Raw genomic sequence first — 23,355 nt, forward strand, 5'->3', positions numbered from 1 at the left:
CACCGACACCCGCTCCCGCGGCCGCGTCACCCGGCCACCCCGCCGGGCCTCACCCTGACGGGCCCCGGCCCGGCCCGGCCGCGTCCCCACCCGGCCCGGCCCCGTCGCGCCCGCTACGTGACCCGGAAGCCGATGGCGGCCGGGGACCGGTCGAAGGTCAGCCGGTCCCAGCTGGGGAAGGCGAGGTCCGTGACGGCCAGCAGCCGTCCGGAGGCGTCGTGCAGGGTGCGGCGTACGGTGAGGCCGCCGGCCTGACCGGCGGCCTGGGGCGAGTTGGTGCGGGTCATGGTGATGGTCTCGGCGACCCGGCCGGCCCGCGCGGCCCCCTCCAGCCAGTGGTGCAGGGGCCCCAGGTCCATGTCCCGGACTCCCGCCACCAGGCGGTCCCGGTAGCGGGCCAGTTCCGGGGTCCGGACCACCGTGCGGGGGCAGAGGTACGTCACCGCGTGCCGCCGGGTCTGGCCCGTCGGGCCGCTTTCGCGGTGGTGGTGGACCAGGGTCTGCTCCCCGCCGCGCATGCCGAGCTGCTCGGCGAGCGCCGGAGCCAGCGTGACGAGGGTGAGCCACGCCTGCGCGGAGGCGGCGGAGGACCCGGAGGCCGGCTGCGCCGCCGGCGGCGCAGGAGTGGCCGCCGGTGCGGGGGCGGAGGCCCGGGCCGGGGCGCCGCCCGGGGCCGGACGGCCCGCCGGGTTCGCCTCCGGGGGCCGGTGCTCCGGCGCCGGGAAGGCGGGCCGGGTGCCGCGCCGCCCGGTGACGACGAGACCGTCCTGCCTCAGGTGCTGGAGGGCGGCCCGGATGGTCTGCCGGTTGACCTCGTAGCGCGCGGCAAGGCTGCGCTCCGAGGGAAGGCGGGCGCCGGGGGTCAGTGCGGTGAGGTCGAGCTCGCGCCGCAACGCTGCGGCGATCCGCTGGTACTTGGGCATGGCGGCCGGGCCGCCGCCCCGCGAAGGGGAGGGCATGGCTTCTCCTCTGACGGGAGGTCAAGGACTGCGCGGTCTGCTCGACCAACGTAGCATTGGTCTATACCTATCCGTGAGAGGGGCTCCGGTATCCGGACCCTCTTTGGCCGGAACCGCGCCCTCCTTCAGCGCCGCAGCGGATTGGGAAGCGGCAGGTAGCGGGAGTCCGCACCGTCGGCGCGGGTCCAGCGCAGCAGCAGGTTGGTCTTGGCCGGGAGCGTGGGGGCGGCCACCAGCGCGGCCACCTCGGGCAGATCGTGGGCCTCCCCGGCACGCAGGAACTCCTCGCGGGCCGCGGGCCACAGCTCCCCGGCCACCTCCGGACGGCTCTCCGCGAGGGCGCCCGCCACCTCGGTCAGGTGGTTGACCACCAGGCAGTAGACGAGGCGCTGCCAGCCGGCCTCCCGGTCCAGGTCCGGGAGGAGCTTCACCCCCTCCGCGTCCCGGAAGAGGGCCTGCGCGGGCATGCCCCGGTCGTCGACGGCGACCAGGGTGTTCTGGAGGTGCGCCTCCAGGACGACGCCGTGCCGGGCGAAGAGGTGCAGCACGGGCGGCACCACCTGGCGCAGGTAGGCCCGCCACCACGCGGCCGGGTCCGGCGCTGCCGCCGGCGGACTGTCCGGGTACCCCTCCGCGAGCGCGGCCGCCAGCAAGGGGGTGAGGCCGGGCTCCACGTGCGCCGCCAGGCCGTCACGGACCAGTACGGCGAGCTCCTCGAAGGCGAAGGAGGCCGTCCGGTACCCCCGGTCGGACAGCCAGGCCGCTCGCGACCCGGACCGGCGCAGTTCCGCGAAGCCCGCCTCGACCGCCACGTCCGTGCGGCGCAGTTTCAGCAGGTCGTGCCGCCACAGCCGGCGCACGTCGTTGGTGATCCGCACGTCGAGGCTGAACTTCACGAAGAGGTCGCCTGCCGCGGCTCCGCCTCCACCCCCGCTCCCGCCGCCGGGCACGTACAGGGTCCGGATCGACGCGGTCGGCCAGACCGGCACCCGCCCGGTTCCCAGCGACAGCAGCCTCCCGTCCGCGAAGGCCTCGCGGACGGCGGGCCTGCCCGCGACCAGGTCGAGCTGCCACGGGTGGGCGGGCAGCAGCCGGTAGCCGGCCGGCGGGCGCGGCCCGCCCAGCGCCTCCGCGAGCGAGTCGACGGCGGCCTCCGCGGCCGGCCCGCCCTCCCCCGCCACCTGGTCCTCGCGCACGCCCAGGAAGGCCAGCGGGAAACGGGCGCGGGCCTCGGGGGCGTACGGCAGCCATCCGTTGGCCGGCCCGCCGCCCCGGGCCTTGGGGGCCGGATGGTGGGGGTGGCCCATGACCAGGGACTGCTCGGACCGGACGTACGGGTCCGCCGGCGGCGGCACGGCGGCGCGGGCGGCCAGCAGCGCGGCTATGGTCTCGCGGCTGTCGGCGATCTCGACCGGGAGCTCGTCGTTGGACACCCCGGTGTACTGGCGCAGTTCGTCGGCGACGAGTTTCACCAGCTCGGCATGGGTGAGCGGGTGCCAGCCGGCCCCGGTCCCCAGCTCGGGCCGTCCGGGCCGGCGCCCGGCGCGCACCCGCAGCAGCCTCCCGCTGCCCGACAGCCGGTACGCGCACCAGCCGTCCTCTTCAGAATCGGCGGACCCTCCGGACCCTCCGGACCCCCCAGCCCCGGCGGACCCCGCGGGCGGGACCGGTTCGGCGGCCTCCCGCAGGAGGCAGTTCAGGAGCGGGGCGGCCGCGTAGGCGTCGGCGGCGGCGTTCTCGGTGGCGTTGAGGTCCACGGATTCCATTCGGTACGTCCAGAGCGCCGGAGGTGCGCGGGGGCGTACCACCGGCCGTGATCTTCAGTATCCGCGATGATGAAGTGATCATCACGTCATCCGAGAGGACCGGGGCCCTGGATCCCAGCATGCACCTCCCCGCCACCGCGGCCGAAGAGGCCGTAGCCGCCGAACTGGCCGGGCTGTCCGAAAGGGGCCCCGCCGGACCGTACGGATCCGGCGGATCCGGCGCCCCCGCCGGACCGCCCCGCGCGCGCCCCGGCCTGGAAGCCGCCTACGCCGCCGCGCTCCCCGGCGCGCGCGCCGCCGTACTCACCCGGCTGTGGCGGGCGTTCTCCTACGAGCCGCTGCCCTGGATCACCCGCCGGGAGCGGGGTTCCGGGGCGCTCGCGCTCCGGCTGGCCTCGGGCTCCCTGCTGGAGGGGCCCCTCCCCGACCCGTACGCGACGACCTTCTCCGCGGCCCGCGCGAGCGCGCCCCCCGTGACCGAGCTGCTGCTCGACGGCCGCCCCTACCGGAGGGCCGCCCCGCTCGTGGCGGCCCTCGGGCTGCCGTACGGCGAGGAGTTCGCCGCGGAGCTCGACGAGAGCACGGCCTCCCTGGCCCTGTCCCGCGCCGGCCAGCCGGCCGACTCCGGGACCGACTCCGGGACCGGCACCGGCGCCGGGGACCTCGCCGCCTGGGAGTGGGAGCAGCGGGTGGTGGACGGCCATCCGTACCACCCCAACTGCCGCTCCCGCCCCGGTTTCACGGTGGCCGAGCAGCTCGCGTACGCCCCCGAGCACCGGCCCCTGGTCACCCTCGGGCTGGCCGTCGTAGGGGCCCGGGAGTGCCGGGTGACCGGGGAATGGCCCGACCGCTGGCGGGAGTCCGGGCGGATCCTCGTACCGGTCCATCCCTGGCAGGCCGAGCACGTGGTGAAGCAGGGGGAGCCGGGAGCCAGGGACAACGGGAACGGGCACGAGCTGCGGCCCGGGCCCGCCGCGCACCCGTTGATGGCCCTGCGCACGCTCTCGCCCGCCGACGGCGGCCCGCACGTCAAGACCGCCCTCAGCACCCGGCTCACCTCCTCCGTGCGGGACATCTCCGTCTACTCCGTCGAGACGGCCGCCGCGCTCTCCGACTTCGCCCAGGACCTGTCCGGGCGGCTCGACGGCCGCCTGCACATCACCCGCACCCTCGGCGCCGTCACCGCCGGCACCCCGGACCTGGCCGCCGTGCTCCGCGAACCGCCCGAGGCGTACGCGGACCGGGGCGCGGGCGAGCGGGTGCTGCCCGTGGCCGCCCTGGCGCTGACCCCGTACGCGCGCTCCGACGCCTGGCGGGCCGGCTTCGCCCGCCACGCGCTGTCGGTGTGCCTGCGGGTCCTGGATCTCGGGGTGGCGCTGGAGGCCCACGGCCAGAACCTGCTGGTCGTCCTGGACGCCGACGGCTCCCCGCTGCGGCTCGTGTACCGCGACCTCGCCGACATCCGGATCAGCCCGGCCCGCCTCGCCCGGCACGGCCTGCCCGCGCCACCGCTGTCGGGGCGGCTGATCACCGACGACGAGACCCTGCTGCGCCGCAAGCTCTTCGGGTCGCTGGTGGCGGGTGCGCTCGGCTCCACGGCCGGTTCGGCCGCCGCGCTCGCGGCGGACCTGGCGGCGGCCGGGCCCGGCCTGCCGCCCACCGCCGACACCCGGGCGCTGCTGACCGGGCCGCTGCCGACGAAGGCGCTGACGCTGATGCGGCTGAGCCCGGGGGTGCCCGGCGATCAGTGGGCCGAGCTGGACAATCCGCTGACCGGGGGCTGAGTTCGCGGCGCGGTCGGGCTACTGTCCGGGGGCATGGGATCGACTTCGCACCTGAACTCCGTCCGGTCGTCCTACGACGCCGTCGCCGTCGACTACGCCGCGCTGCTGACCGGGGAGCTCGAGGGCAAACCGCTGGACCGGGCCATGCTGGCCGCCTTCGCGGAGTGCGTGCGCGGGGACGGGCCCGGCGCCGGCCGTGCGGTCGCGGACCTGGGCTGCGGCCCGGGCCGGGTGACGGCGCACCTCGACGGCCTGGGCGTACGGGCCTTCGGAGTCGACCTGTCCCCCGCGATGGTGGCGGTGGCCCGCCGGACGTACCCCGGGCTGCGGTTCGAAGTCGGCTCGATGGCCGCGCTGGACATCGCGGACGGGGTCCTGGGCGGGGTGCTGGCCTGGTACTCCACCGTCCACACGCCGCCGTCCGGGCTGCCCGCGCTGTTCGCCGAGTTCGCCCGGGTGCTGGCCCCGGGCGGGTACCTGCTGATCGCGTTCAAGGCCGGCGACCGGCAGCTCCGGCTGGAACACGCGTACGGGCATCCGGTCGACCTCGACGTGTACTGGACCCCGCCGGAGCTGATCGGCCGGCTGCTGGCGGAGGCGGGCCTGGCGGAGACGGCCCGCCTGATCCGGGAACCGGACGCCACCGAGAAGTCCCCGCAGGGCTTCCTGCTGGCCCGCCGGACGGGCTGACCCGGCCGGAGGCCCCGCCGGAGCCGCCTTCGCTCCTCCCCGAGCCGCCTCCGGCCCCCGGGGCATCGGCCGATCGGGCGGCAAGCCGGTCCCCGTGGGCCCGCCTTCGCCCCGAACGGGCGGGGCGGTGGCAGGAAGGAGGGATGACCCTCCACCGCCGCCAGGTCCTCGCGGGAGCCGCCACGGGCGTCCTCGCCTCGATCGGCGCGACGGCGCCCGCGACGCCCCGTACGGGAACCCGCCGCGCGGACCCCGACTACGGGGCGCTGGCCCGGTCCCTCGACGGCCGGGTGGTGACGGCCGGCGAGCGGGACTACGACGAGGCCCGGCGGCTCTTCCAGCCCCGCTACGACACGGTCCGGCCGGGCGCCGTGGCCTACCCCGCGCACCCGGGCGACGTGGCCGCCTGCCTGGACTTCGCCCGGCGCTCGGCCGTCCCCGTGGTGCCGCGCGGCGGCGGCCACGGCTACGCCGGCTGGTCCACCCGCGAGGGCGGACTCGTCGTCGACACGGGAGCCATGGCCGAGGTGACCGCGGAGTCCGGGGCCGTGGTCCGGATCGGCGCGGGCGCCCGGCTCGGAGACGTGAACTCCGTCCTCGCCGCCCGCGGCCTGGCCGTCCCGACGGGCCTGTGCCCCTCCGTCGGCATCGCCGGCCTCACCCTCGGCGGCGGACTGGGCCTCTCCTCCCGATCCTGGGGCGCCACCTGCGACCGGCTCACCGGAGTGACCCTCGTGACCCCCGACGGGACCGTCCGCGAGGTCGGCGCCGACCACGAGCCCGACCTCTTCTGGGCCCTGCGCGGCGGCGGGGGCGGCAACTTCGGGGTGGTCACCGGGTTCCGCTTCCGCACCCACCCGGTCTCCGACTGCGCCTTCGCCGAACTGCACTGGCCGGCCGCCGACTCCCCCGCCGTCCTGCGCGGCTGGCAGCGCTGGCTCGGGGCGCTGCCCGATCCGTTCTGGAGCCAGGTGGAGTTCACCGTGGACGGCGGCCCGGTCGGCGCCCCCGCCCTGCGGGTGCTCTGCCTGGACGGCGGGCGCGCGGAGCTGGAGCGGGAGCTGACCCGGCTGTCCGACCTGGTGGGCGGCGCGCCCCGGGACAGCTGGACCGTCGTACGCGGCTACGGGGACACCGTCCGGGCGATGGCGGGCTGCCAGGACCGCAGCCCCGCCGCGTGCCGGCTGCCGGGCAGCCTGCCGGGACACGATCCCGCGGGGCGGCTCGGCCGGTACTCCTACGCCGCCCGGTCCGACTTCTGGGCCCCGGACGGGCTGACCGAGCCGGCCGTCCTCGCGGCCTTGGCGGCCCTGCGGCGCTACGCCGGGAGCGTGCCGCCCGGCGGGTCCGGCGTGGTGCAGTTCGACGGGGTCTGCGGCGGAGCCCTGGGCCGGATCCCGGCGCGGGACACCGCCTTCGCGCACCGCTCGGCCGGGTTCCTCGCCCAGTACCTCGTCTCCTGGCCCGCCGCGGCCACGGCCGCCGAGACCGGCCGGCACCAGGACTGGCTCGACGGGCTCTGGCAGGACCTGCGGCCCTGGGCGGGCGGAGCCGCGTACCAGAACTACGCCGATCCGAAGCTGACGGGCTGGCGCGAGGCCTACTACGGGCCGAACCTGGCCCGCCTCGAAGAGGTCCGGCGCCGCTACGACCCGGACCGGCTGTTCCGCTTCCCCCAGGCCCTGTAGCCCCGTACAGCCCCGGCCGTACGGCCCCTCGCTCTCCCGCCCATCCCCGAAGAAGGAGACGGACATGCGACGTACGTTGACGGTGGCGGCGGCCACCGCCGCCCTGCTGCTGCCCGCCGGGCCCCTGCCCGAGGCCGAGGCCGGCACCGCGCCGGCCCCGGCGCCCGCCGCCGGCCGGTGGTCGGCCCGGGAGGCGGAGTCGTTCTGGACCCCCGACCGGATGGCGTCCGCGGTCCCCGTGAGCCGCGGCGGCGCCCCGGCGGCGGTGGACGGGACCGGCCGGGACTTCGACGGCATCCCGGTCGTCGGCCGGATGTTCGTCATGAAGGGCGGCGGCGCGTACTTCTGCACCGCGAGCGTGGTCTCCTCCCCCGGCCGCGACCTGGTGCTCAGCGCGGCGCACTGCCTGCTCGGGACGGACGCCCGGCAGGTGGCCTTCGTACCGCAGTACACGGCCGGGAACCCGCAGCCGTACGGGATGTTCCCGGTCCTGCGCGACGCGGCCGGCCGCTCCAAGGTGTGGATCGACCCGCGCTACCGGAAGCTCGGCGCGGACAAGGGCGCCGCCCTCGACGTGGCCTTCGCGCAGGTCGGCCCGGACGCCGACGGCTTCCCCGTGGAGGACGTGGTGGGCGGGAACCGCCTGGTCACCGGCGCAGCGTACGCGCACAAGCAGGTCTCGCTGATCGGCTATCCGACCTCCGCCGCCCGGCCGCGGCTGTGCGTGAACCGGACGACGAAGTTCACCAGCAAGGATCCGGGGATCCCCGGCTCGTTCCTGCGGATCGACTGCACCGGCTATCCGGGCGGCACCAGCGGCGGCCCGTTCCTGACCGGCTTCGACGAGCGGACCGAGACCGGCGACGTGGTCGGGGTGATCGGCGGCTGGAAGACGGGCGGGGACACCCCCGACACCTCCTACAGCTCCTACTTCGGCGCCGACATCAGGAAGTTGTACGAGACGGCGCTTGCCGGGGCGCGGGTGGCGTGAGCACCCGCACCCAGCGGGTCCGGCGCGGGTTGCCGACCGTGCGCGGGGTCACCGGCAGTCCCTCCGCGGTCAGCGCCTCGGCGGGCGCGAGGCCGAGCTGCCGGCGCAGGTCCGCGAGGGCGGTGTGCACGGGTCCGAGGATGACCTCGGCGCGCGGATGGGCGTACGCGAGGGCGTGCGCGGCCGTCTCGATGGCCTCGGCGGCGTCCTCGGCGGCGCCCCGGCTCCACCCCCCGGGGGCGGTGCGCCCCCAGGGCGCGAGGGCGTCGTAGAGGTGGCAGGCGGCATCGGCCACGGCGTCGGCCTGTTCACCGACGCCGGGCGCCGCGATCGACGGGAGCTCCATACCCGCTCAACGAGCGGAGCCCGCCCGGGGAACGAAGGCCGGCGGCGCGGTCACGGGCGCACCTCCGTCAGGAGGACACCGTGTGCAGCCAGAGGGGCAGCAGCAGGAGGGAGACCAGGGAACTCTTGATCACGACGGCGGCGGAGAGGTCCACGCCCACGTCGTAGCGCTGGGCGAAGATGAACAGGTTCTGGGGCGTCGGCATGGCGGCGATCAGCACGAGGTACGTGAGCCACTCGCCCCGGACCCCGAACAGCGCCCCGCACACCGCCCATGCCAGCAGCGGGAAGGCCACGCACTTGAAGCCGATGAGCGCCAGCTCCTCGCGTGTGGTGCCCCGGACGTCGAGGCCGATGCCGCCGAGGTGCAGCCCGAGGGCGAAGAGGGCCACCGGGGAGGCGCTGTCGCCGACGAAGGCGGCCCCGTCGAGGACCACCTCCGGGACGTGCACGGAGAGCAGGTTGAGCAGGATCCCGGCGTTGCAGGCGAGGACCAGCGGGGTGACGAGCGAGGCGCTGACGGCACGGCCCAGGCGCCGGGCGGGACCGCCGCCCGAGCCGGGGCCGGTGCGGCCCAGTTCCATGATGGCGATGACGACGAGCGACAGCACGCAGACCTGGAAGAGCAGCACCGGGAAGATCGGCGCGGCCGTCCCGAAGAAGGTGATGAAGACGGGGACGGCGAAGTAGGCGGTGTTGACCTGCACGCCGGCCATCACGCGCAGGGCCACGGACCGGGGTTCGCGCAGTCCGGCCGCCGCCGAGGCGATGGCCACGGCCGCCACCGCGAGGGCGGCGGCGGCCGCGTAGCCGCCGATGGCCCGCCAGTCGAAGAGGGCGGAGAGGTCCGCGGCGTAGATGTTGCCGAACAGGTAGCAGGGGACCGCGAAGAGGAACGCGTAGTCGGCGAAGGCCTTGGAGGCCTCGGCCGGGACCACCTTGCGGCGGGCGAGGAGCACGCCCACGCCGAAGGCGAGTGCCACCGGTATCAGTTTCTCCAGCGCGGCCGCCCCGCCCATGCGTACCCGCTCCCCGCCGTTCAGTGATCTTCCGAGCCGGGCGCAGTCTATGCCGGGCGGGTGGGTCGGCAGATGCCGCCTTGACCCTGACCTGCGGGTCAGGGTTTAGCGTCGGCGCACCCACCCGCCCCGGCCCGGCGGCGGCCGTCCGCGCCGTCGCCGGCCGCGCCGTTCCGAGGAGCCCCGATGGCCACGGCCGCCCTGCCCCGCACTGCACGCGAGATCCGGCTCGCCGCCCGCCCCGAAGGGCTGCCCGAGCGGGCGCACTTCGCCGTCGCCGAGGCACCGGTGCCGGAGCCCGGGCCCGGTCAGGTGCTCGTGCGCAACCGCCACTTCCTGGTCTTCCCCGGGCTGCTCACCCTGATCGGCGGCGCGGTCGAGGGGCTGCCGCTGCCCCCGCTGCACGCCGGTGACACGCTGTTCGGGCCGGCCGTCGGCGAGGTGGTGGCCGCCCCGGCCGGCAGCCCGCTGCGGCCGGGTGCGCTCGTCTCGCACCTGCTCGGCTGGCGGGAGTACGCCCTGGTGGACGCCGCCGCCTGCACCCCGCTGGACGACACCCTCCCCGATCCGGTGGCGTACCTCGCCCAGGGCTCGGCCCCCTACGGCGCGCTGACCCGGCTGGCCGGGATCCGGCCCGGGGACACCGTCCTGGTCACCGGCGCGGCCGGCGCGGTCGGGACGCTCGCGGGCCAGACGGCCCGGCTGCTGGGCGCGGGCCGGGTGATCGGCACCACCGGCTCCCCGGAGAAGGCGGAGCGGCTGGTGGCGGAGCTGGGCTACGACACGGTCCTCCTGCGGGGTACCGGGCGGCCGATCGCGGAGCAGCTCGCCGGGGCGGCGCCCGCGGGAATCGACGTACTCGTGGACACGGTGGGCGGTGAACAGCTGGCCGCGGCCCTCGGCGCGGCCCGGCAGGGTGCCCGCTTCGCCTTGGTCGGGGCGCTCTCGGCCCAGTTGGCGCCGGGGCGGGCCGGGGGCGGCCCCCCGGTGGAGCCCGTGGGGATCGACCCGTTCCGCCTGGTCGTCAGGGGGATCTCGGTGCGCGGGTACCTCGGCTCGGAGCATCCGGACGTGGAGGAGGAGTGGACCGGGCGCTTCGGGGCCTGGCTGCGGTCCGGCGGGATCCGCTTCCCCCACGTGCGGATACCGGGCATCGATCGCGCCCCGCAGGCGTTGCGGGAGTTGGCGGAAGGCCGGCACTTCGGCGCCGTGGTGGTGGAGTTGGCGGACCAGGCCGTCTCTTTCGGATCTTGCCGGCAAGATCCGAAAGAGACGGCCTGGCCCGGGCGGCGGGCGGTGGACACGGGGGTGGCGCGGGATGCGGATCGGTGAAGCGGCGGCGGCAGCGGGGACCACGCCCCGGGCACTGCGGTTCTACGAGCAGCGCGGACTGCTCGACCCGCAGGGCCGCAGCCCGTCCGGCCAGCGGCAGTACGGGCCCGGGGACGTGGCCAGGATCCGGATCATCCGCGACCTGCTCGCCCACGGATTCACCGTCGGGGACCTGTGCGGGGTGGCCGACCGGCTCCACCTGCTCGCGGCGGACCCGCCGCCGAGCTGCGGCTCCGGCGGCGGGGTCGTCGGGCACCGGCTCTCCGTGCTGGACGCGGAGATCGAGCGGCTCACCCGCCTGCGCGAGGCCCTGGCCCGGCGGGCGGGGATCCCCGGCCCGCCCGGCACCACTGCGGGGGTGCCGGAGCCCGGGCGGGCCCCGCACCCGCCCCCCAGTGGCCAGGGCAGGGCCGGAAGATCCGGTCGGCCGGTGAGTGCCGGGCGGGGCCCGGGCGGGTAGCGGCCGCATACGCTGGACCGATCATGAGCGAGCGAGCCCGATCCCGATTGCGATCCCTCTTCCGAGCCCGGCCCGGATCCCCGTCTCCCTCCCCGTCCGGCCCGTCAGGGTCGCCACAGGGGGCCCCGGCCGGATCCCCCGACCGGTCCCGGTCCGCGCCCGCCCCCGCCCGGCCAGGGCCAGGGCAGTTCGCCGTGGCCCTACGGACGCCCGCGCGGGCCGCCGAGCCGCTGCTCGCGCAGGCACCCGAGGCCTGGCAGCGACTGTTGCCGTACGCCGTGACCGCCGTGTGCGTGATGACGCTGCTGCCGGTGACGATCACGGTGCTGACCAACGACTACAAGGCGGGCGGCGGCTGGGCCGGGGCCCTGGGCGTGGCCCAGACCCTGCCGCTGCTGCTCGCAGTGACCCGGCCGCTGCCCGCATGGGCGATGGTGCTGCTCGCGGACACCATCGGGGCCGCCGTACTGACTCAGGCGGACGCGGTCACCGGGCACCCCTGGCCCTGGACCCCGATGGTGATCATCGGCTACCTGGTGCTGATGGCCTGCCTGGGGCTGCGCGAGTCCATCCGGACCCTGGTCGGGGTGTGGCTGGCGACCGGGGTGGTGGGGGCTGCGCTGTGGGGCTTCCACCCGGACGGGACGACCAACACGGTCGCCCTCCTGTTCGTCCTGGCCGGGGTGGTGCTCGCGCTGACGGGGGCCCTGCGCGGGCTCGGCGACGCGCGCCAGAAGATCGCCGAGCAGGAGAGCATCAGCGAGGCCGAACGGGCCCGGCGCACCCTGCTGGAGGAACGGGCGCGGATCGCGCGGGAGTTGCACGACGTGGTGGCCCACCACATGTCGGTGATCACGGTGCAGGCGGATTCCGCGCCGTACCGGCTGCCCGGCATGGCGGAGCCGGTGCGCGAGGAGTTCGCCGCCATCGCGTCGAGCGCGCGCGAATCCCTGGGCGAGATGCGGCGGCTGCTGACGGTACTGCGCGGGGACGAGGCGAACGGCGCCGACCGGACCCCGCAGCCGGGGATCGGCCGCTTGCAGCAGCTGGTGGAGGCCACCGTACGGGCCGGGCAGCCGGTGGAGTTGGCGCTGTCCGCGGGCGCGGCCGGGGCGGCGGGGCCGGCCGCGGACCTGTCGGCGTACCGGATCGTCCAGGAGGCGCTGGCCAATGTGGTGCGGCACGCGCCGGGAGCTCCGACCCGGGTCTCGGTGACCTTCGACGAGGAAGACCTCCTGGTCCTGGTGGTCAACGGCCCGGCGCGGGACGCGGTGGTGGCGGTGGAGACCTCGGGCACCGGGCACGGACTGGTGGGGATGCGGGAGCGCGTACGGTTGACGGGCGGGACGCTGGACACCGGCCCGCTGCCCGACGGCGGCTTCCGGGTCGCCGCCCACATGCCCCTCACCACCCCACCCGAGGAACCAAGTTGATCATCGTCGACGACCAGGCCATGGTGCGGGCGGGTTTCGCCGCACTGTTGTCGGCGCAGGCCGACATCGACGTGGTCGGCGAGGCGCCCGACGGCCGCCAGGGGATCCAGGTCTCCCGCACCGTCCACCCCGACGTGGTGCTGATGGACGTCCGGATGCCGGAGATGGACGGGCTCAGCGCCGCCCGCGAACTCCTCGATCCCCCGCCGGGGGTGGTGCACCGGCCGAAGGTGCTGATGCTGACCACCTTCGACATCGACGACTACGTCTACGAGGCCCTGCGCGCGGGCGCCTCCGGCTTCCTGCTGAAGGACGCCCCGCCGGCGGATCTGATCGCGGCAGTCCGGGTGGTCGCCTCGGGCGAGGCGCTGCTGGCTCCGTCGGTGACCCGGCGGCTGATCGCGGACTTCGTCGAGCGGCGGCCCGCGCCGCGCCGCGATCCGGCGCTGCGGCTGAACGGGCTGACCCCGCGGGAGACCGAGGTGCTGGAACTGATCGCGCGCGGGCTCTCGAACCAGGAGATCGCCGGCCACCTGGTGGTCGCCGAGCAGACGGTGAAGACGCACATCGGGCGGGTCCTCGGCAAGCTGGAGCTGCGGGACCGGGCCCAGGCGGTGATCTTCGCGTACGAGGCGGGGCTGGTGCGGCCGGGCGACGGCGGCTGATCCCCCCTGGTCCCTGCTGGTCTCTCCTCCACCCCCTACCGGGGTATGACATCCGACTTGGCTCCCCGGTGCGACGCCCGCCCCGGCACCTCCTTCCTACCTTCCTCCTCGTCACGAGGAGAGGAGAAGGGGCATGCGCCGCTTCGCAAGGACACTGGTCACGGCCGCACTGGCGGTGACCGTCGTCGCCGGCACCGCGGGATGGGCCTCCGCGGACACCCAGCCGCTGGTCACGGGCCCGCTGCCGGGCACGGCCGGCTGGCGGGCCGACTCGGTGTCCGGGCGGCCGCTGCCGGATCCGGAGCGGACGACGCCGTCCGGGGTCGCCCGGTTCTTCGCCGGGCTGGACCCGTCCCGGGCCCGGGAGCTCGTACGGGCCCACCCGCTGGTGGTGGGCAATCTGGACGGAGCTCCGCTCCCCCTCCGGTACGAGGCCAACCGGCTGGCGGTCCTGGCGGCCGGTGAGCCCCGCTTCGCCCCGCTGGCCGCGCCCGGCCGGCGGATCCTGGCCTTCGACCCGCGCGGACGGGGCACCGTCGCCGAGGTGTTCGGGGACCTGGAGCGGACCGCGCACCTCTCGGTGATCGTGCCGGGCTCGGACAACGACGCCACCACCCACGACCGCGCGCGGGCCTCGCACACCGGCCCGGCGGGGATGGCCCGCTCCCTGCGCACGGCGACCGGGGAGACGGCCGCCGTCATCGCGTGGACCGGTTACACCACGCCCGTCGGGGTGGGACTGGACACGGCCCGCGGGCGGCTGGCGGAGGCGGGCGCGGTCCGCCTCGCCCGGTTCACCGAGGGGCTCGCCGCGGTCGGCGCGCCCGACCCGGTGCTCTTCTGCCACAGCTACGGCTCGGTGGTCTGCGGGCTCGCGGCCCGGCACACGCACGCCACCGACATCGTCGCCTTCGGCTCCCCCGGGATGCGGGCCGACAGCGTCCGGGGGCTCGGCACCGGCGCCCGCGTCTGGGCGGCGCGCGGACCCTCGGACTGGATCGCCGACATACCGAACGTGGCGTTCGCGGGGCTCGGCCACGGAGCCGATCCCACCTCGGCCACGTTCGGCGCCCGCCGGATCGACGCCACCGACGTGATCGGCCACACCGGCTACTTCCTCCCCGGCACCCGCTCGCTGAAGGCCTTCGCCGCGATCGCGACGGGAGAGGCCCGATGAGCGCCCCGTCCCTCCTCACCAGGGCACGCACCGTCGCCGGCCGGATCGACGCGAAGACCCCCGCCCACCGCGACCGGGCGATCGACGGGCTGCGGGCGCTCGCCCTGCTGGCCGTGCCGACCGGGCACTGGCTGCTCGGCGGATTCACCCTCGACTCCGACGGGGCCCTGCACAACGCCAGCCCCCTCTCCGCCTTCGGCGGCCTGGCCCCGGCGAGCTGGGTGCTGCAGATGCTCGGCATCTTCTTCCTCGTCGGCGGCTACGCCTCGGCGCTCTCCTTCCGGCGGCACACCGGATCGGCCGGGGCCTGGCTCAAGGGCCGGGTCGCCCGGCTGGCGCGGCCGGTGCTCGGGGTCACCGCGGTGTGGGCCCTGGCCGTGCCCGTGCTGTACGCGGCCGGGGTGCCCGAGGCCACCCTGCGGACCGGGGCGAAGCTGGTGATCCAGCCGCTGTGGTTCGTCGGGGTGTACCTGGTGGTCACCGCGCTGACCCCGTACTGCGTGCGCGCCGCGCACCGGTTCGGCGGCTGGGCGGCGGCCCCGCTGCTCGGCTCGGTCGCCGTCGTGGACTTCCTGCGCTACGGGCCCTTCGCGGACTCGGTGCCCGGCTGGGTGGCGCTGGTGAACATCCTGCCGGGCTGGCTGTTCGCGTACCAGCTCGGCGTGGACTGGGGAGAGGGCCGGATCGGGCGGCGCGGGGGGTGGCTGCTGCTGGTGGGCGGGAGCGCCCTGTTCGCGGCGCTGCTGATGGTCTTTCACTACCCGGCCTCGATGGTCGGCGTGCCGGGCGAGGCCCGGACCAACTCGCATCCGCCGTCGCTGCTCGTCCTGGCCCTGGCCGCGGCCCAGTCGGGCGCGGCGATCCTGCTGCGGGACCGGCTGGCGCGGCTGCTGGCCCGGCCGCTGCTGTGGGCTCCGGTGGTCGTGATCAACCTGTGCGCGATGACGATCCTGTGCTGGCACCAGACGGCGATGCTGGCGGCCGCCGTACCGGGGTCGTTCGCGGGCGGGCTGGCCGGGCTGACGACGGCGCCGGACAGCGTGGGGTGGATCCTGGCGCGGCTGGCGTGGATGCCGGTGTTCGCGGCGCTGCTGGTGGGCATCGCCCGGTACGCGCGCCGGTTCGAGCGGCCCTGGACCAGAGCCACGGCACTGCGCCGGACCGCGGCGGGCCTCCTGGCGGCCGGCTTCGCGGTGTTCGCGCTGGGGCTGGCGTAGCCGGAGCACCGGTACACGACGAGAGCGCCGCTCCCTTCGGGGAGCGGCGCTCTCGTGCGGTCTCGGTGCGCCTCAGGCGATGGAGGCGGCGACGATCGCGGCGACCGCCAGGTTGCAGGAGGCCGACACCCACACGGCGGGGTGCGGCTCGGGGTCGACCACGATGGCGCCGAGCCGGCCCGGGGTCACCAGGTCCAGCAGCAGGAAGGCCACCGCCATCAGGACCAGGCCGAGCAGGCCGAAGGCCGCCGTGGAGAGCAGGCCCTTGCCGAAGTCCTCGTAGGTGGTCCAGATCGAGGTGAAGACGATGCCGCCGATGCCGAGCAGCGCCGAGGACAGCAGGACGGAGGCGTTGCGGTTGCGCTCTTCCCAGATCTGCTTCGGCAGCTTGCCGGGGGTCAGCACGTCCACCAGGACGATGCCGAGGATGAGCAGCACCAGGCCGACGCCGCCGAATGCGGTGGTGCGGCCAAGTCCGTTGATGATGTCGCTCATTGAGAAGCCGTCTCCGGGATGGGGTAGGAAGTACGCCGCGTGTCTGTCGTCGCGGTGGCCGAATCTATCGCACGGCATGGCACCCGACCATGGGGAGGTCAGGAAATGGCGGAGCTCAGGGTGGCGCGGCCCGGTGAGGCGGGGGCGCTGACGGGGCTGGTCATGCGCTCCAAGGCGCACTGGGGGTACGGGGCGGAGTTCCTCGCGGCCTGCGCGCCGGAGTTGCGGATCGCGCCCGGGGACGAGGTGCGGCGGCGGATCGTGGTCGCCGAGGACGCGGCGGGCGCGGTGCTCGGGCTCGCTTCCCTGGACGGGGAGCCGCCGCTCGGGCGGCTGGGGCTGCTCTTCGTCGAACCGGCCGCGATCGGCGGGGGCGTGGGGCGCCTGCTCTACCGGGACGTGCTGCGGCGCGCCGCCGGGCTCGGCTTCCGCCGGCTGCTGATCGACTCCGATCCGCACGCCGCAGGGTTCTACCGGGCGATGGGCGCCGTGACCTCGGTGCAGGGACCCGGGCCGGAGTCCGGCGCGGAGGCCTCCGGCGGGCTGGTGCCCTTCGAGGTGGCGCCCGTTCCCCTGGCCGGCTGGGCGCGGGCCTGGACGGGCGGCGGGGCGGCCGTGCACATCGGCAACGTCGCCGAGTACAACGCGCAGTTCGCGGACGCCTCCCTGGACCGGGAGCAGCGGGCCGCCCACCACTACGCCTGCCTGGCCGCCTTCTACAGTCCGCGGCCGGCCGCGCTGGTGCTGCCGCGCCCGGTGCCGGCCGACTGAGTCTCCCTGCTCGGCCGCCAGCTGGACTGGCCCGCCGGGGTGGAGGTCTACGACGGACTCTCGGAGCGGGATCCGGGCCTGTCGGACGCCGTACGGGCCCGGCCGGCGCTGGCCGCGCGGCTGACCGGGACCGGGACCCGGACCGGAAGCGGGGCGCCCCTCGTGCCGTGGGGCCCGACCGAGCCCTTCGCGCGGCTGGCGCGGCGGCCCTGGCGGCCGGAGGAGCTGCGGTACGAGTCGAAGTCCGCGGCGCACGGGCTGTTCGCCCGGATCCTCGCGGCGGGCGGGCACCCCGCGATCACGCTGCCCGCACAGTGGCGGGCCGGCACCCGGCGGGCCGCGGTCCGGCTGCTGGCGTCCCGCACCAGGGCGGGCGAGAGCACCGTTCTCAAATCGGAGCACGGCGTCGGCGGCTCGGGCACCACCGTGCTCACCCCCGAGCGGGTGCGCGCGGCGGGCGGGGCCCGGGCGGTGGTCCGGGCCCTGCCGCGCGGGCCGCTGCTGGTGGAGGAGTACGTACGCGGACCGGCGGATCCGACCGAGCCGCGCGACCTCACCTACGACGGGTTCGTGGACGCGGACGGCCGGGTCCACGAGGTCGGCGGGGCGGTGATGGACGTGGCGGACGGCGGGTACCGCGGTGCGACGGTGGGGCCGGGCGTGGTCCCCGGGTGGGCGCAGGAGCCGCTGCTGGCCTTCGGCCGGGCGGTGGGCCGGGAGCTGTCGGCGGCGGGCTACCGGGGCTGGTTCGACGTGGACTTCGTCGCCGACGGCGCGGGCCGGCTGGCCCCGACGGAGACCAACCTGCGCCTGACCGGGCCGTCCGTGGCCTTCGTGGTGGCGGCCCGGCTCGACGAACTGCGGGGCGCGGGGCACTTCGTACGGATCGCCGACCGGGTGGAGCTGGGGGCCCGGCTGCCGGAGGCGGCCTTCGGCGAGCTGTGCGAGCGGCTGGCCCGCCGGTGCGCCGCGATCGGCGCGGTGTTCCTCCCCGCCATCCCCACCGGCGCCTTCGAACCGGCGCCCTGGATGGGCGCCCTGGTGGCCGCGACCGGCAGGGAGCTGCTGGACGCGGCCGAGCGGCTGGTGCGGGCGGAGGCGCTGTCCGTCGGTGCGATGTTCGCGCAGCCGGACGGCGCCCGCCCGGCCGAAGCCGGCCTGCCGGAGTCGGACCGACCGGAGCCGGAGCCGGACCGGCCGGAGTCGGAGCCGGACCGGCCGGAGTCGGAGCCGGAGCCGGAGCCCGGCCGGCCGCGCGCTCAGCCCGCCTGATCGGTGGCCGGGGCCGCGTCCCGGCCCGGCGCCTGCGCCTGCGCCGGAACCGATGCCGACCCCGCGCCCGCGCCCGCTGCCGGCCTGGAGGCCGCCTCCGGTGCCACGTCGAAGGCGCTGACCTGCGGACGGGAGACGTAGACCGCCACGATCCCGGCGGCGATCATCAGCGGAATGTTGAAGGCGTAGACGAGCACGGCCTGCTGGGGCCAGTCCTGCTTGGCCGCGAGCCGGTAGAAGTTGTCCTGCGGCCACCACGCGGCCAGCAGGTAGACGATCGCCAGGTGGGCCGCCGCGGTGATGCCGGGCCCGCGGCGCCCGTGGCGGCGCATCAGGGGGCGGCCGACGCACAGGAACAGCACACCGGCCGCGAACGCCCAGGACTCGGCCAGGTAGAGGAAGAAGAAGAGGGTCGCGTACGGGTTCGGGACGCCGGAGAGGTCCGTGGAGCCGGGCCAGAAGATCTTGGTGAGGATCATGGCGAAGCCCCCCAGCAGGAGCAGCCCGAGCCCGCCGAAGAAGGCCAGGCCGCCCCACCCCCCGGCGCCGGCCCCCGAGGACGCCCGCGCGTACTTGCCCCCGCTCCTGCTCCCGCCGCCGCCCTCCCCGTCCCCGTCCTTCCCCGGGGGCAGCGGGACCGCGCCGCGCTGCTCGCGGCCGGCCCGGTCCCGGGGGATCCGGGGCAGCCGGACCACGGCGCTCGGCATCACGGCTCCCGGGAGCCTGCCCGCCAGGTGGCGGCGGAGCTCCGCGGCGCCGGGGAGGTCGGAGCCCGGAGGCCAGGCCTCGTCCTCCGGGGATGGCGCGAGGAAGGCGACGAGCGCCGGCCGCGCGTTGACGCCCGTACCGGCTCCCCTGACCTCGGCCAGGAGCGCGGCGCCGACCGCCGCGTGGCCGCGGATCGCGGACTCGACGGGATGCGGGTCGAGGGGTTCCCCGTCCACGGTGAGCCGGTCGCGGATCCGGCCGCGGAACTCCAGCAGTCCGTCGGGGCGCAGCGCCCCGAGGTCCCCGGTCGGGACCGGTTCGCCGCCGCCGGGCACGGTGAGGTGGATCTCCCCGTCGCGCAGGTCCAGTGCGCAGCCGGGGAAGGCGGTTCCGATCAGCGAGAGCTCCTCGGCCCCGTCCAAGGGGCCTGCGAGCTGCGGGAGTTCGAACCGGGCGGCGACGCCGGCCGCTTCGGTGGGCCCGTAGACGTTGAGCAGCCGGGCTCCGGGGCGCAGCCGGGCGAGCAGGGCGGCCTGCTCGTCGAGGTAGAGGCGGTCACCGGCGACCGTGACCATGCGCAGCGAGCGGAGCCCCTCGTCGGGGCGGCGCAGGGTCCAGGCCAGGGAGGCCTCCCGGTCGCGCACGAGGAGTTGGGTGGCGGTGCCCGGGTCGGTGTGCAGGACGGTGACCCGCTCGGCGTCGACGGCGCGGCGCAGTGACTCCGGTGTCCAGCGCGGGCCTTCGGGCAGGACGAGGGCGCCGCCCTCGCACAGGGCCCGTGTCCATCCGGCGGCGAAGCCGGTGAGGTCCGGGGCGGCGGTGATCAGGTGCCGGTCCTCGGGTACGGGCCCGGCGACCCGGGCCCAGCCGTCGTGGGCGGCGAGGAGCCGGTCGTGGGAGAGGAGGACGGCCCTCCGGTCCGCGCCCCCGGTGAACAGTACGGCGGCCGTGTCCCCGCCCGCGGCCCGGTCGGGCGGGAAGGCGGCCGGCCCGCCCGCCTCGACCGCCTGGTGGCCGTCGGCCCGGATCACCCGCAGGTCGCCGCCGTCGTCGAGGCGGGCCTGTTCCGCGGCGTCCGCGAGCAGCGCGAAGGGCCGGGCGGCGGCGAGCTGGCGCTGCCCGGTGCGCGGGTTGTCGACGTCGACGAGGCTGTAGGCGGCGCCGGCCTTGAGGATGCCGAGGAGCTGGACGACGGTCTCGGCCCGCGGGGTGGCCGCCAGGGCGACGACGGCCCGCCCGGGCAGCCCCGAGCCGATCAGGTGGTGGGCCGACTGGTTCGCCAGTGCGTCGAGCTGTCCGTAGGTGAGGCTGCCGGTGCCCGCGGAAACGGCCTGGGCTCCCGGCGTGTCGCGCACCCAGCGCTCGAACCGCGAGAGAACGGTGTCGCCGGCGCGGCGGCCGGCGTGCGTGAAGGACTCTGGTCCCTGCGTCATGGACCGATTCTGGCATCGGGCACCGACAAGCACGAGAGCGGCGAAATCCCCTCGAACGAGCGATGATTGATCCACCCTCGTCCGTACGGGCAACGATTCATCCACTATCGTCCTGGGCTGGTGCCGGCTGATACCGGCGGACAGGTTTCAAGTGGTCGGAGGCTACATGGCCAAGGAATTCCAGGTGACGTACGACTGCGCCGATCCGGGCGCGCAGGCTGCGTTCTGGGCGCAGGTGCTGGGCTATCGCGTCCAGCTGCCGTCCGACGGCGCGGACGACTGGGCGGCCGTCTCGGATCCGGACGGCAAGGGGCCGCGGCTCTACTTCCAGCGGGTTCCGGAGAGCAGGGCGGGGGCGAAGAACCGTATGCACCTGGACGTGCGCTCGGCGACGGGTCTGGAGGGGGACGAGAGAATGGCCGTCCTGGAGGTGGAGGCGGCCCGGCTGGAGACGCTGGGCGCGAAGCGGCTGTACCGCCTGGAGTCCGACGGGGAAAACGAAGGGATCATCGTGATGAACGATCCCGAGGAGAACATCTTCTGCCTCGACTGACCGGCCTCGGCTGACCGGCCTCGACCGACCGGCCGAAGGCATCGACTGACCGGTCGAACCGGTTTCCGGGTCGTCCAGGGGCCGTCCGCGCCTTGACCTCAAGTTTGGTCGAGGTTCTACCGTTCGGCTCATGGACATGGAAGTCACCGCCTGGACCTCGCTCCACAGTGCGATCAACGCCCAGCGGGACCGGCGCCCGCTCTCACGGGCCGGACTGCGCCGGATCGCCGCCTTCGCCCGCCCGCACCGGCGCGGGCTGACCTTCTTCCTGCTGCTCAGTGTGGTGACCGCGCTGCTCGCGGTGGCCACCCCGGTGCTCGCGAGCCGCGTGGTCACCGCGATCGTCGACGGCCGCGAAGACGGTACGGTCACCCGCCTCGCCCTGCTGATCGCGCTGATCGCGGTCGCGGAGGCGGGGCTGGGGCTGGTCCTGCGCCGGCTGTCGTCCACCCTCGGCGAGGGGCTGATCCTGGATCTGCGGACGGCCGTCTTCGACCACGTGCAGCGGATGCCGGTGGCGTTCTTCACCCGGACCCGCACCGGAGCGCTGGTCAGCCGGCTCAACAACGACGTGATCGGCGCGCAGCGGGCCTTCAGCAACACCCTGTCGGGGGTGGTGTCCAATACCGTGACGCTGCTCCTGACCCTGACCGTGATGCTGGGCATCTCCTGGCAGATCACGCTGCTGGCCCTCGTGCTCCTGCCGGTGTTCGTGCTGCCGGCCCGCCGGATGGGGGTGCGGATGGCGGCGCTGCAGCGGGAGGCCTCCACGCTCAACGCCTCGATGGGCACCCAGATGACCGAGCGCTTCTCCGCGCCGGGCGCCACGCTCGTGAAACTGTTCGGGCGGCCGGACGAGGAGTCGGCGGAGTTCGCGGCGCGCGCCGCCCGGGTGCGTGACATCGGAATCCGGACGGCGATGGCCCAGTCGGCCTTCATCACCGCCCTCACCCTGGTCTCCGCGCTGGCCCTGGCGCTCGTCTACGGGCTCGGCGGCCACTACGCGCTCGCCGGCACCCTGGACGCGGGCTCGGTCGTCGCGCTGGCCCTGCTCCTGACCCGGCTGTACGCGCCGCTGACCGCGCTCGCCGGGGCACGGGTGGAGGTGATGAGCGCGATGGTCAGCTTCGAGCGGGTCTTCGAGATCCTCGACCTGAAGCCGCTGATCGCCCAGAAGCCGGACGCCCGCCGGGTGCCCGAGGGACCGGTGGCGGTCGAGTTCGACCGGGTCTCCTTCGGCTACCCCTCCCCCGACAAGGTGTCCCTCGCCTCCCTGGAGGAGGTCGCGACCCTCGACGCGCGCGGCGGCACCCAGGTGCTGCACGAGGTGTCCTTCCGCGCCGAGCCCGGGCAGATGATCGCCCTGGTCGGCTCCTCGGGCGCCGGCAAGTCGACGATCGCGCAACTGCTGCCCCGGCTGTACGACACGGACGAGGGCGCGGTCCGCGTCGGCGGGATCGACGTACGGGACCTCACGGCGGACTCGCTGCGCGCCACGCTGGGCATGGTCACGCAGGACGGCCACCTCTTCCACGAGTCGGTACGGGCCAACCTGCTGCTGGCCCGCCCGGAGGCGGGGGAGGACGAGATCTGGGAGGCGCTGCGCCGCGCCCGGCTGGACGGGCTGGTGGCCTCGCTCCCGGACGGGCTGGACACGGTCGTCGGCGAGCGCGGCTACCGGCTCTCGGGCGGGGAGCGCCAGCGGCTGACCATCGCCCGGCTGCTGCTGGCCGGCCAGCGGGTGGTGATCCTGGACGAGGCCACGGCCCATCTGGACTCCACCTCGGAGGCGGCCGTCCAGGAGGCCCTGGCCGAGGCCCTGTCGGGCCGGACCGCCGTGGTGATCGCGCACCGGCTGTCGACGGTGCAGGCGGCCGACCTGATCCTGGTGGTGGAGGAGGGCCGGATCGTGGAACGCGGCACCCACGCGGAGCTGCTGGCGGTGGGCGGACGGTACGAGGAGCTGTACCGGACCCAGTTCGCGGCGGCGGGCCCGGACGGGGACACGCCGGCGGCAGCGGCCGTCCCGGGCGGCGCGGCGGCGGTCTCCGGCGGATGATGGCCAACGGGGCGGCCGCACGCGGCCCCCCGGAAGCACGGAAGCACGGAGTCACCGAGTCACCGAGTCACCGAGTCACCGAGTCAGGAGAAGCCGATGGACATCAAGCTGGAACTGGTCGCCGTACCGGTCACCGACATCGACCGGGCCAAGGCCTTCTACGAACGGATCGGCTTCCACGCCGACCACGACATCACGGTCAGCGAGGAGATCCGCTTCGTCCAGCTCACCCCGCCGGGCTCGGCCTGTTCGATCGCCATCGGCAAGGGCCTGACCCGGATGACACCGGGTTCGCTGGACAACATGCAGGTCGTGGTCGCGGACATCGAGGAGGCCTTCGCCGACCTCAAGGGCCGGGGCATCGAGGTGACGGAGATCGAGGACATGCCCTGGGGCTCCTTCGTCTACTTCTCCGACCCCGACGGCAACGGCTGGGCCGTCCAGCAGACCACCCCGCGCACGGCTCCGAAGGGCTAGGGGGTGTCGGCTGCGTGTACGGTCCGGGCTTCGCCGCCCCCGGTTCAGGTGCCGTTCACGC

General features: G+C 75.6%; 21 protein-coding genes. 15 read left to right on the plus strand and 6 right to left on the minus strand.

Features of this window, described 5'->3' with window-relative positions; all coding sequences use genetic code 11:
* Positions 1–113: 113 nt before the first annotated feature.
* Positions 114–959 carry a winged helix-turn-helix domain-containing protein gene (locus NLX94_RS38760; protein ID WP_302168622.1) on the minus strand — a complete coding sequence of 282 codons (846 nt, stop codon included), beginning with the start codon at positions 957–959 and terminating at the stop codon, positions 114–116.
* A 125-nt stretch (positions 960–1,084) separates the two neighbouring features.
* Entirely contained in the window at positions 1,085–2,725 is a 1,641-nt protein-coding gene (locus NLX94_RS00175) for an IucA/IucC family protein (protein ID WP_254380417.1), read from the minus strand.
* A 119-nt stretch (positions 2,726–2,844) separates the two neighbouring features.
* On the opposite strand from NLX94_RS00175, the gene NLX94_RS00180 reads away from it, so the two are divergent.
* The 4 genes from NLX94_RS00180 (at position 2,845) to NLX94_RS00200 (ending at position 7,878) form a co-directional block, all read left to right on the plus strand.
* A complete protein-coding gene (locus NLX94_RS00180; RefSeq protein ID WP_254380419.1) occupies positions 2,845–4,509 on the plus strand; it encodes an IucA/IucC family protein in 1,665 nt (554 codons plus the stop codon).
* Positions 4,510–4,542: 33 nt separating this feature from the next.
* Complete coding sequence (locus NLX94_RS00185; RefSeq protein WP_254380421.1) at positions 4,543–5,199, plus strand: class I SAM-dependent methyltransferase; 657 nt, start codon at positions 4,543–4,545, stop codon at positions 5,197–5,199.
* A 143-nt stretch (positions 5,200–5,342) separates the two neighbouring features.
* Entirely contained in the window at positions 5,343–6,887 is a 1,545-nt protein-coding gene (locus NLX94_RS00195) for an FAD-binding oxidoreductase (RefSeq protein ID WP_254380422.1), read from the plus strand.
* Positions 6,888–6,951: 64 nt separating this feature from the next.
* On the plus strand, positions 6,952–7,878 hold the full coding sequence (locus tag NLX94_RS00200; protein ID WP_254380424.1) for a serine protease: 927 nt from the start codon (positions 6,952–6,954) through the stop codon (positions 7,876–7,878).
* On the opposite strand, the gene NLX94_RS00205 is transcribed toward NLX94_RS00200, so the two are convergent.
* On the minus strand, positions 7,832–8,224 hold the full coding sequence (locus NLX94_RS00205; RefSeq protein ID WP_254380425.1) for a hypothetical protein: 393 nt from the start codon (positions 8,222–8,224) through the stop codon (positions 7,832–7,834). The genes NLX94_RS00200 and NLX94_RS00205 overlap by 47 nt on opposite strands.
* 67 nt (positions 8,225–8,291) lie before the next feature.
* Positions 8,292–9,242: an AEC family transporter gene (locus tag NLX94_RS00210; protein WP_254380426.1), complete on the minus strand. Its 951-nt coding sequence runs from the start codon at positions 9,240–9,242 to the stop codon at positions 8,292–8,294.
* Between the two features lie 186 nt (positions 9,243–9,428).
* Here NLX94_RS00210 and NLX94_RS00215 point away from each other — a divergent pair, with 186 nt between their 5' ends.
* The 6 genes from NLX94_RS00215 (at position 9,429) to NLX94_RS00240 (ending at position 15,526) form a co-directional block, all read left to right on the plus strand.
* A complete protein-coding gene (locus NLX94_RS00215; RefSeq protein WP_254380427.1) occupies positions 9,429–10,574 on the plus strand; it encodes an NADP-dependent oxidoreductase in 1,146 nt (381 codons plus the stop codon).
* Positions 10,561–11,034 carry a MerR family transcriptional regulator gene (locus NLX94_RS00220; RefSeq protein ID WP_254380428.1) on the plus strand — a complete coding sequence of 158 codons (474 nt, stop codon included), beginning with the start codon at positions 10,561–10,563 and terminating at the stop codon, positions 11,032–11,034. Before NLX94_RS00215 ends, NLX94_RS00220 begins: the two co-directional genes overlap by 14 nt.
* Positions 11,035–11,228: 194 nt before the next feature.
* Positions 11,229–12,467, plus strand: a complete 1,239-nt coding sequence (locus tag NLX94_RS00225) for a histidine kinase (protein ID WP_254380429.1) — start codon at positions 11,229–11,231, stop codon at positions 12,465–12,467.
* Positions 12,464–13,132 (plus strand): response regulator transcription factor, encoded by a 669-nt coding sequence (locus tag NLX94_RS00230; RefSeq protein WP_302168623.1) that lies wholly within the window; start codon positions 12,464–12,466, stop codon positions 13,130–13,132. The genes NLX94_RS00225 and NLX94_RS00230 overlap by 4 nt, the downstream gene beginning before the upstream one ends.
* Positions 13,133–13,265: 133 nt before the next feature.
* Positions 13,266–14,309 carry an alpha/beta hydrolase gene (locus NLX94_RS00235; protein ID WP_254380430.1) on the plus strand — a complete coding sequence of 348 codons (1,044 nt, stop codon included), beginning with the start codon at positions 13,266–13,268 and terminating at the stop codon, positions 14,307–14,309.
* Positions 14,306–15,526: an acyltransferase gene (locus NLX94_RS00240; RefSeq protein ID WP_254380431.1), complete on the plus strand. Its 1,221-nt coding sequence runs from the start codon at positions 14,306–14,308 to the stop codon at positions 15,524–15,526. Before NLX94_RS00235 ends, NLX94_RS00240 begins: the two co-directional genes overlap by 4 nt.
* A 72-nt stretch (positions 15,527–15,598) precedes the next feature.
* Here NLX94_RS00240 and NLX94_RS00245 read toward each other — a convergent pair whose 3' ends face one another.
* Positions 15,599–16,021: a DUF350 domain-containing protein gene (locus tag NLX94_RS00245; protein ID WP_254380432.1), complete on the minus strand. Its 423-nt coding sequence runs from the start codon at positions 16,019–16,021 to the stop codon at positions 15,599–15,601.
* 105 nt (positions 16,022–16,126) lie between these two features.
* Between NLX94_RS00245 and NLX94_RS00250 the strand changes: the two genes are divergently transcribed.
* Positions 16,127–16,792, plus strand: a complete 666-nt coding sequence (locus tag NLX94_RS00250) for a GNAT family N-acetyltransferase (RefSeq protein ID WP_254380434.1) — start codon at positions 16,127–16,129, stop codon at positions 16,790–16,792.
* Positions 16,793–16,831: 39 nt separating this feature from the next.
* Entirely contained in the window at positions 16,832–18,064 is a 1,233-nt protein-coding gene (locus NLX94_RS00255; RefSeq protein WP_254380435.1) for a hypothetical protein, read from the plus strand.
* Here NLX94_RS00255 and NLX94_RS00260 read toward each other — a convergent pair.
* On the minus strand, positions 18,052–20,205 hold the full coding sequence (locus NLX94_RS00260) for an AMP-binding protein (protein ID WP_254380437.1): 2,154 nt from the start codon (positions 20,203–20,205) through the stop codon (positions 18,052–18,054). The two genes, NLX94_RS00255 and NLX94_RS00260, sit on opposite strands and share 13 nt — an antisense overlap.
* Before the next feature lie 166 nt (positions 20,206–20,371).
* Between NLX94_RS00260 and NLX94_RS00265 the strand changes: the two genes are divergently transcribed.
* The 3 genes from NLX94_RS00265 (at position 20,372) to NLX94_RS00275 (ending at position 23,294) form a co-directional block, all read left to right on the plus strand.
* Positions 20,372–20,758 (plus strand): VOC family protein, encoded by a 387-nt coding sequence (locus NLX94_RS00265; RefSeq protein ID WP_254380438.1) that lies wholly within the window; start codon positions 20,372–20,374, stop codon positions 20,756–20,758.
* A 130-nt stretch (positions 20,759–20,888) separates the two neighbouring features.
* Positions 20,889–22,817, plus strand: a complete 1,929-nt coding sequence (locus tag NLX94_RS00270; RefSeq protein WP_254380439.1) for an ABC transporter ATP-binding protein — start codon at positions 20,889–20,891, stop codon at positions 22,815–22,817.
* Between the two features lie 96 nt (positions 22,818–22,913).
* Positions 22,914–23,294, plus strand: coding sequence for a VOC family protein (locus tag NLX94_RS00275; RefSeq protein ID WP_254380440.1), 381 nt, complete (start codon positions 22,914–22,916; stop codon positions 23,292–23,294).
* The last annotated feature ends 61 nt before the right edge of the window (positions 23,295–23,355 follow it).

The organism is Streptomyces sp. TBY4 (assembly GCF_024213195.1).
Taxonomy (GTDB): domain Bacteria; phylum Actinomycetota; class Actinomycetes; order Streptomycetales; family Streptomycetaceae; genus Streptomyces.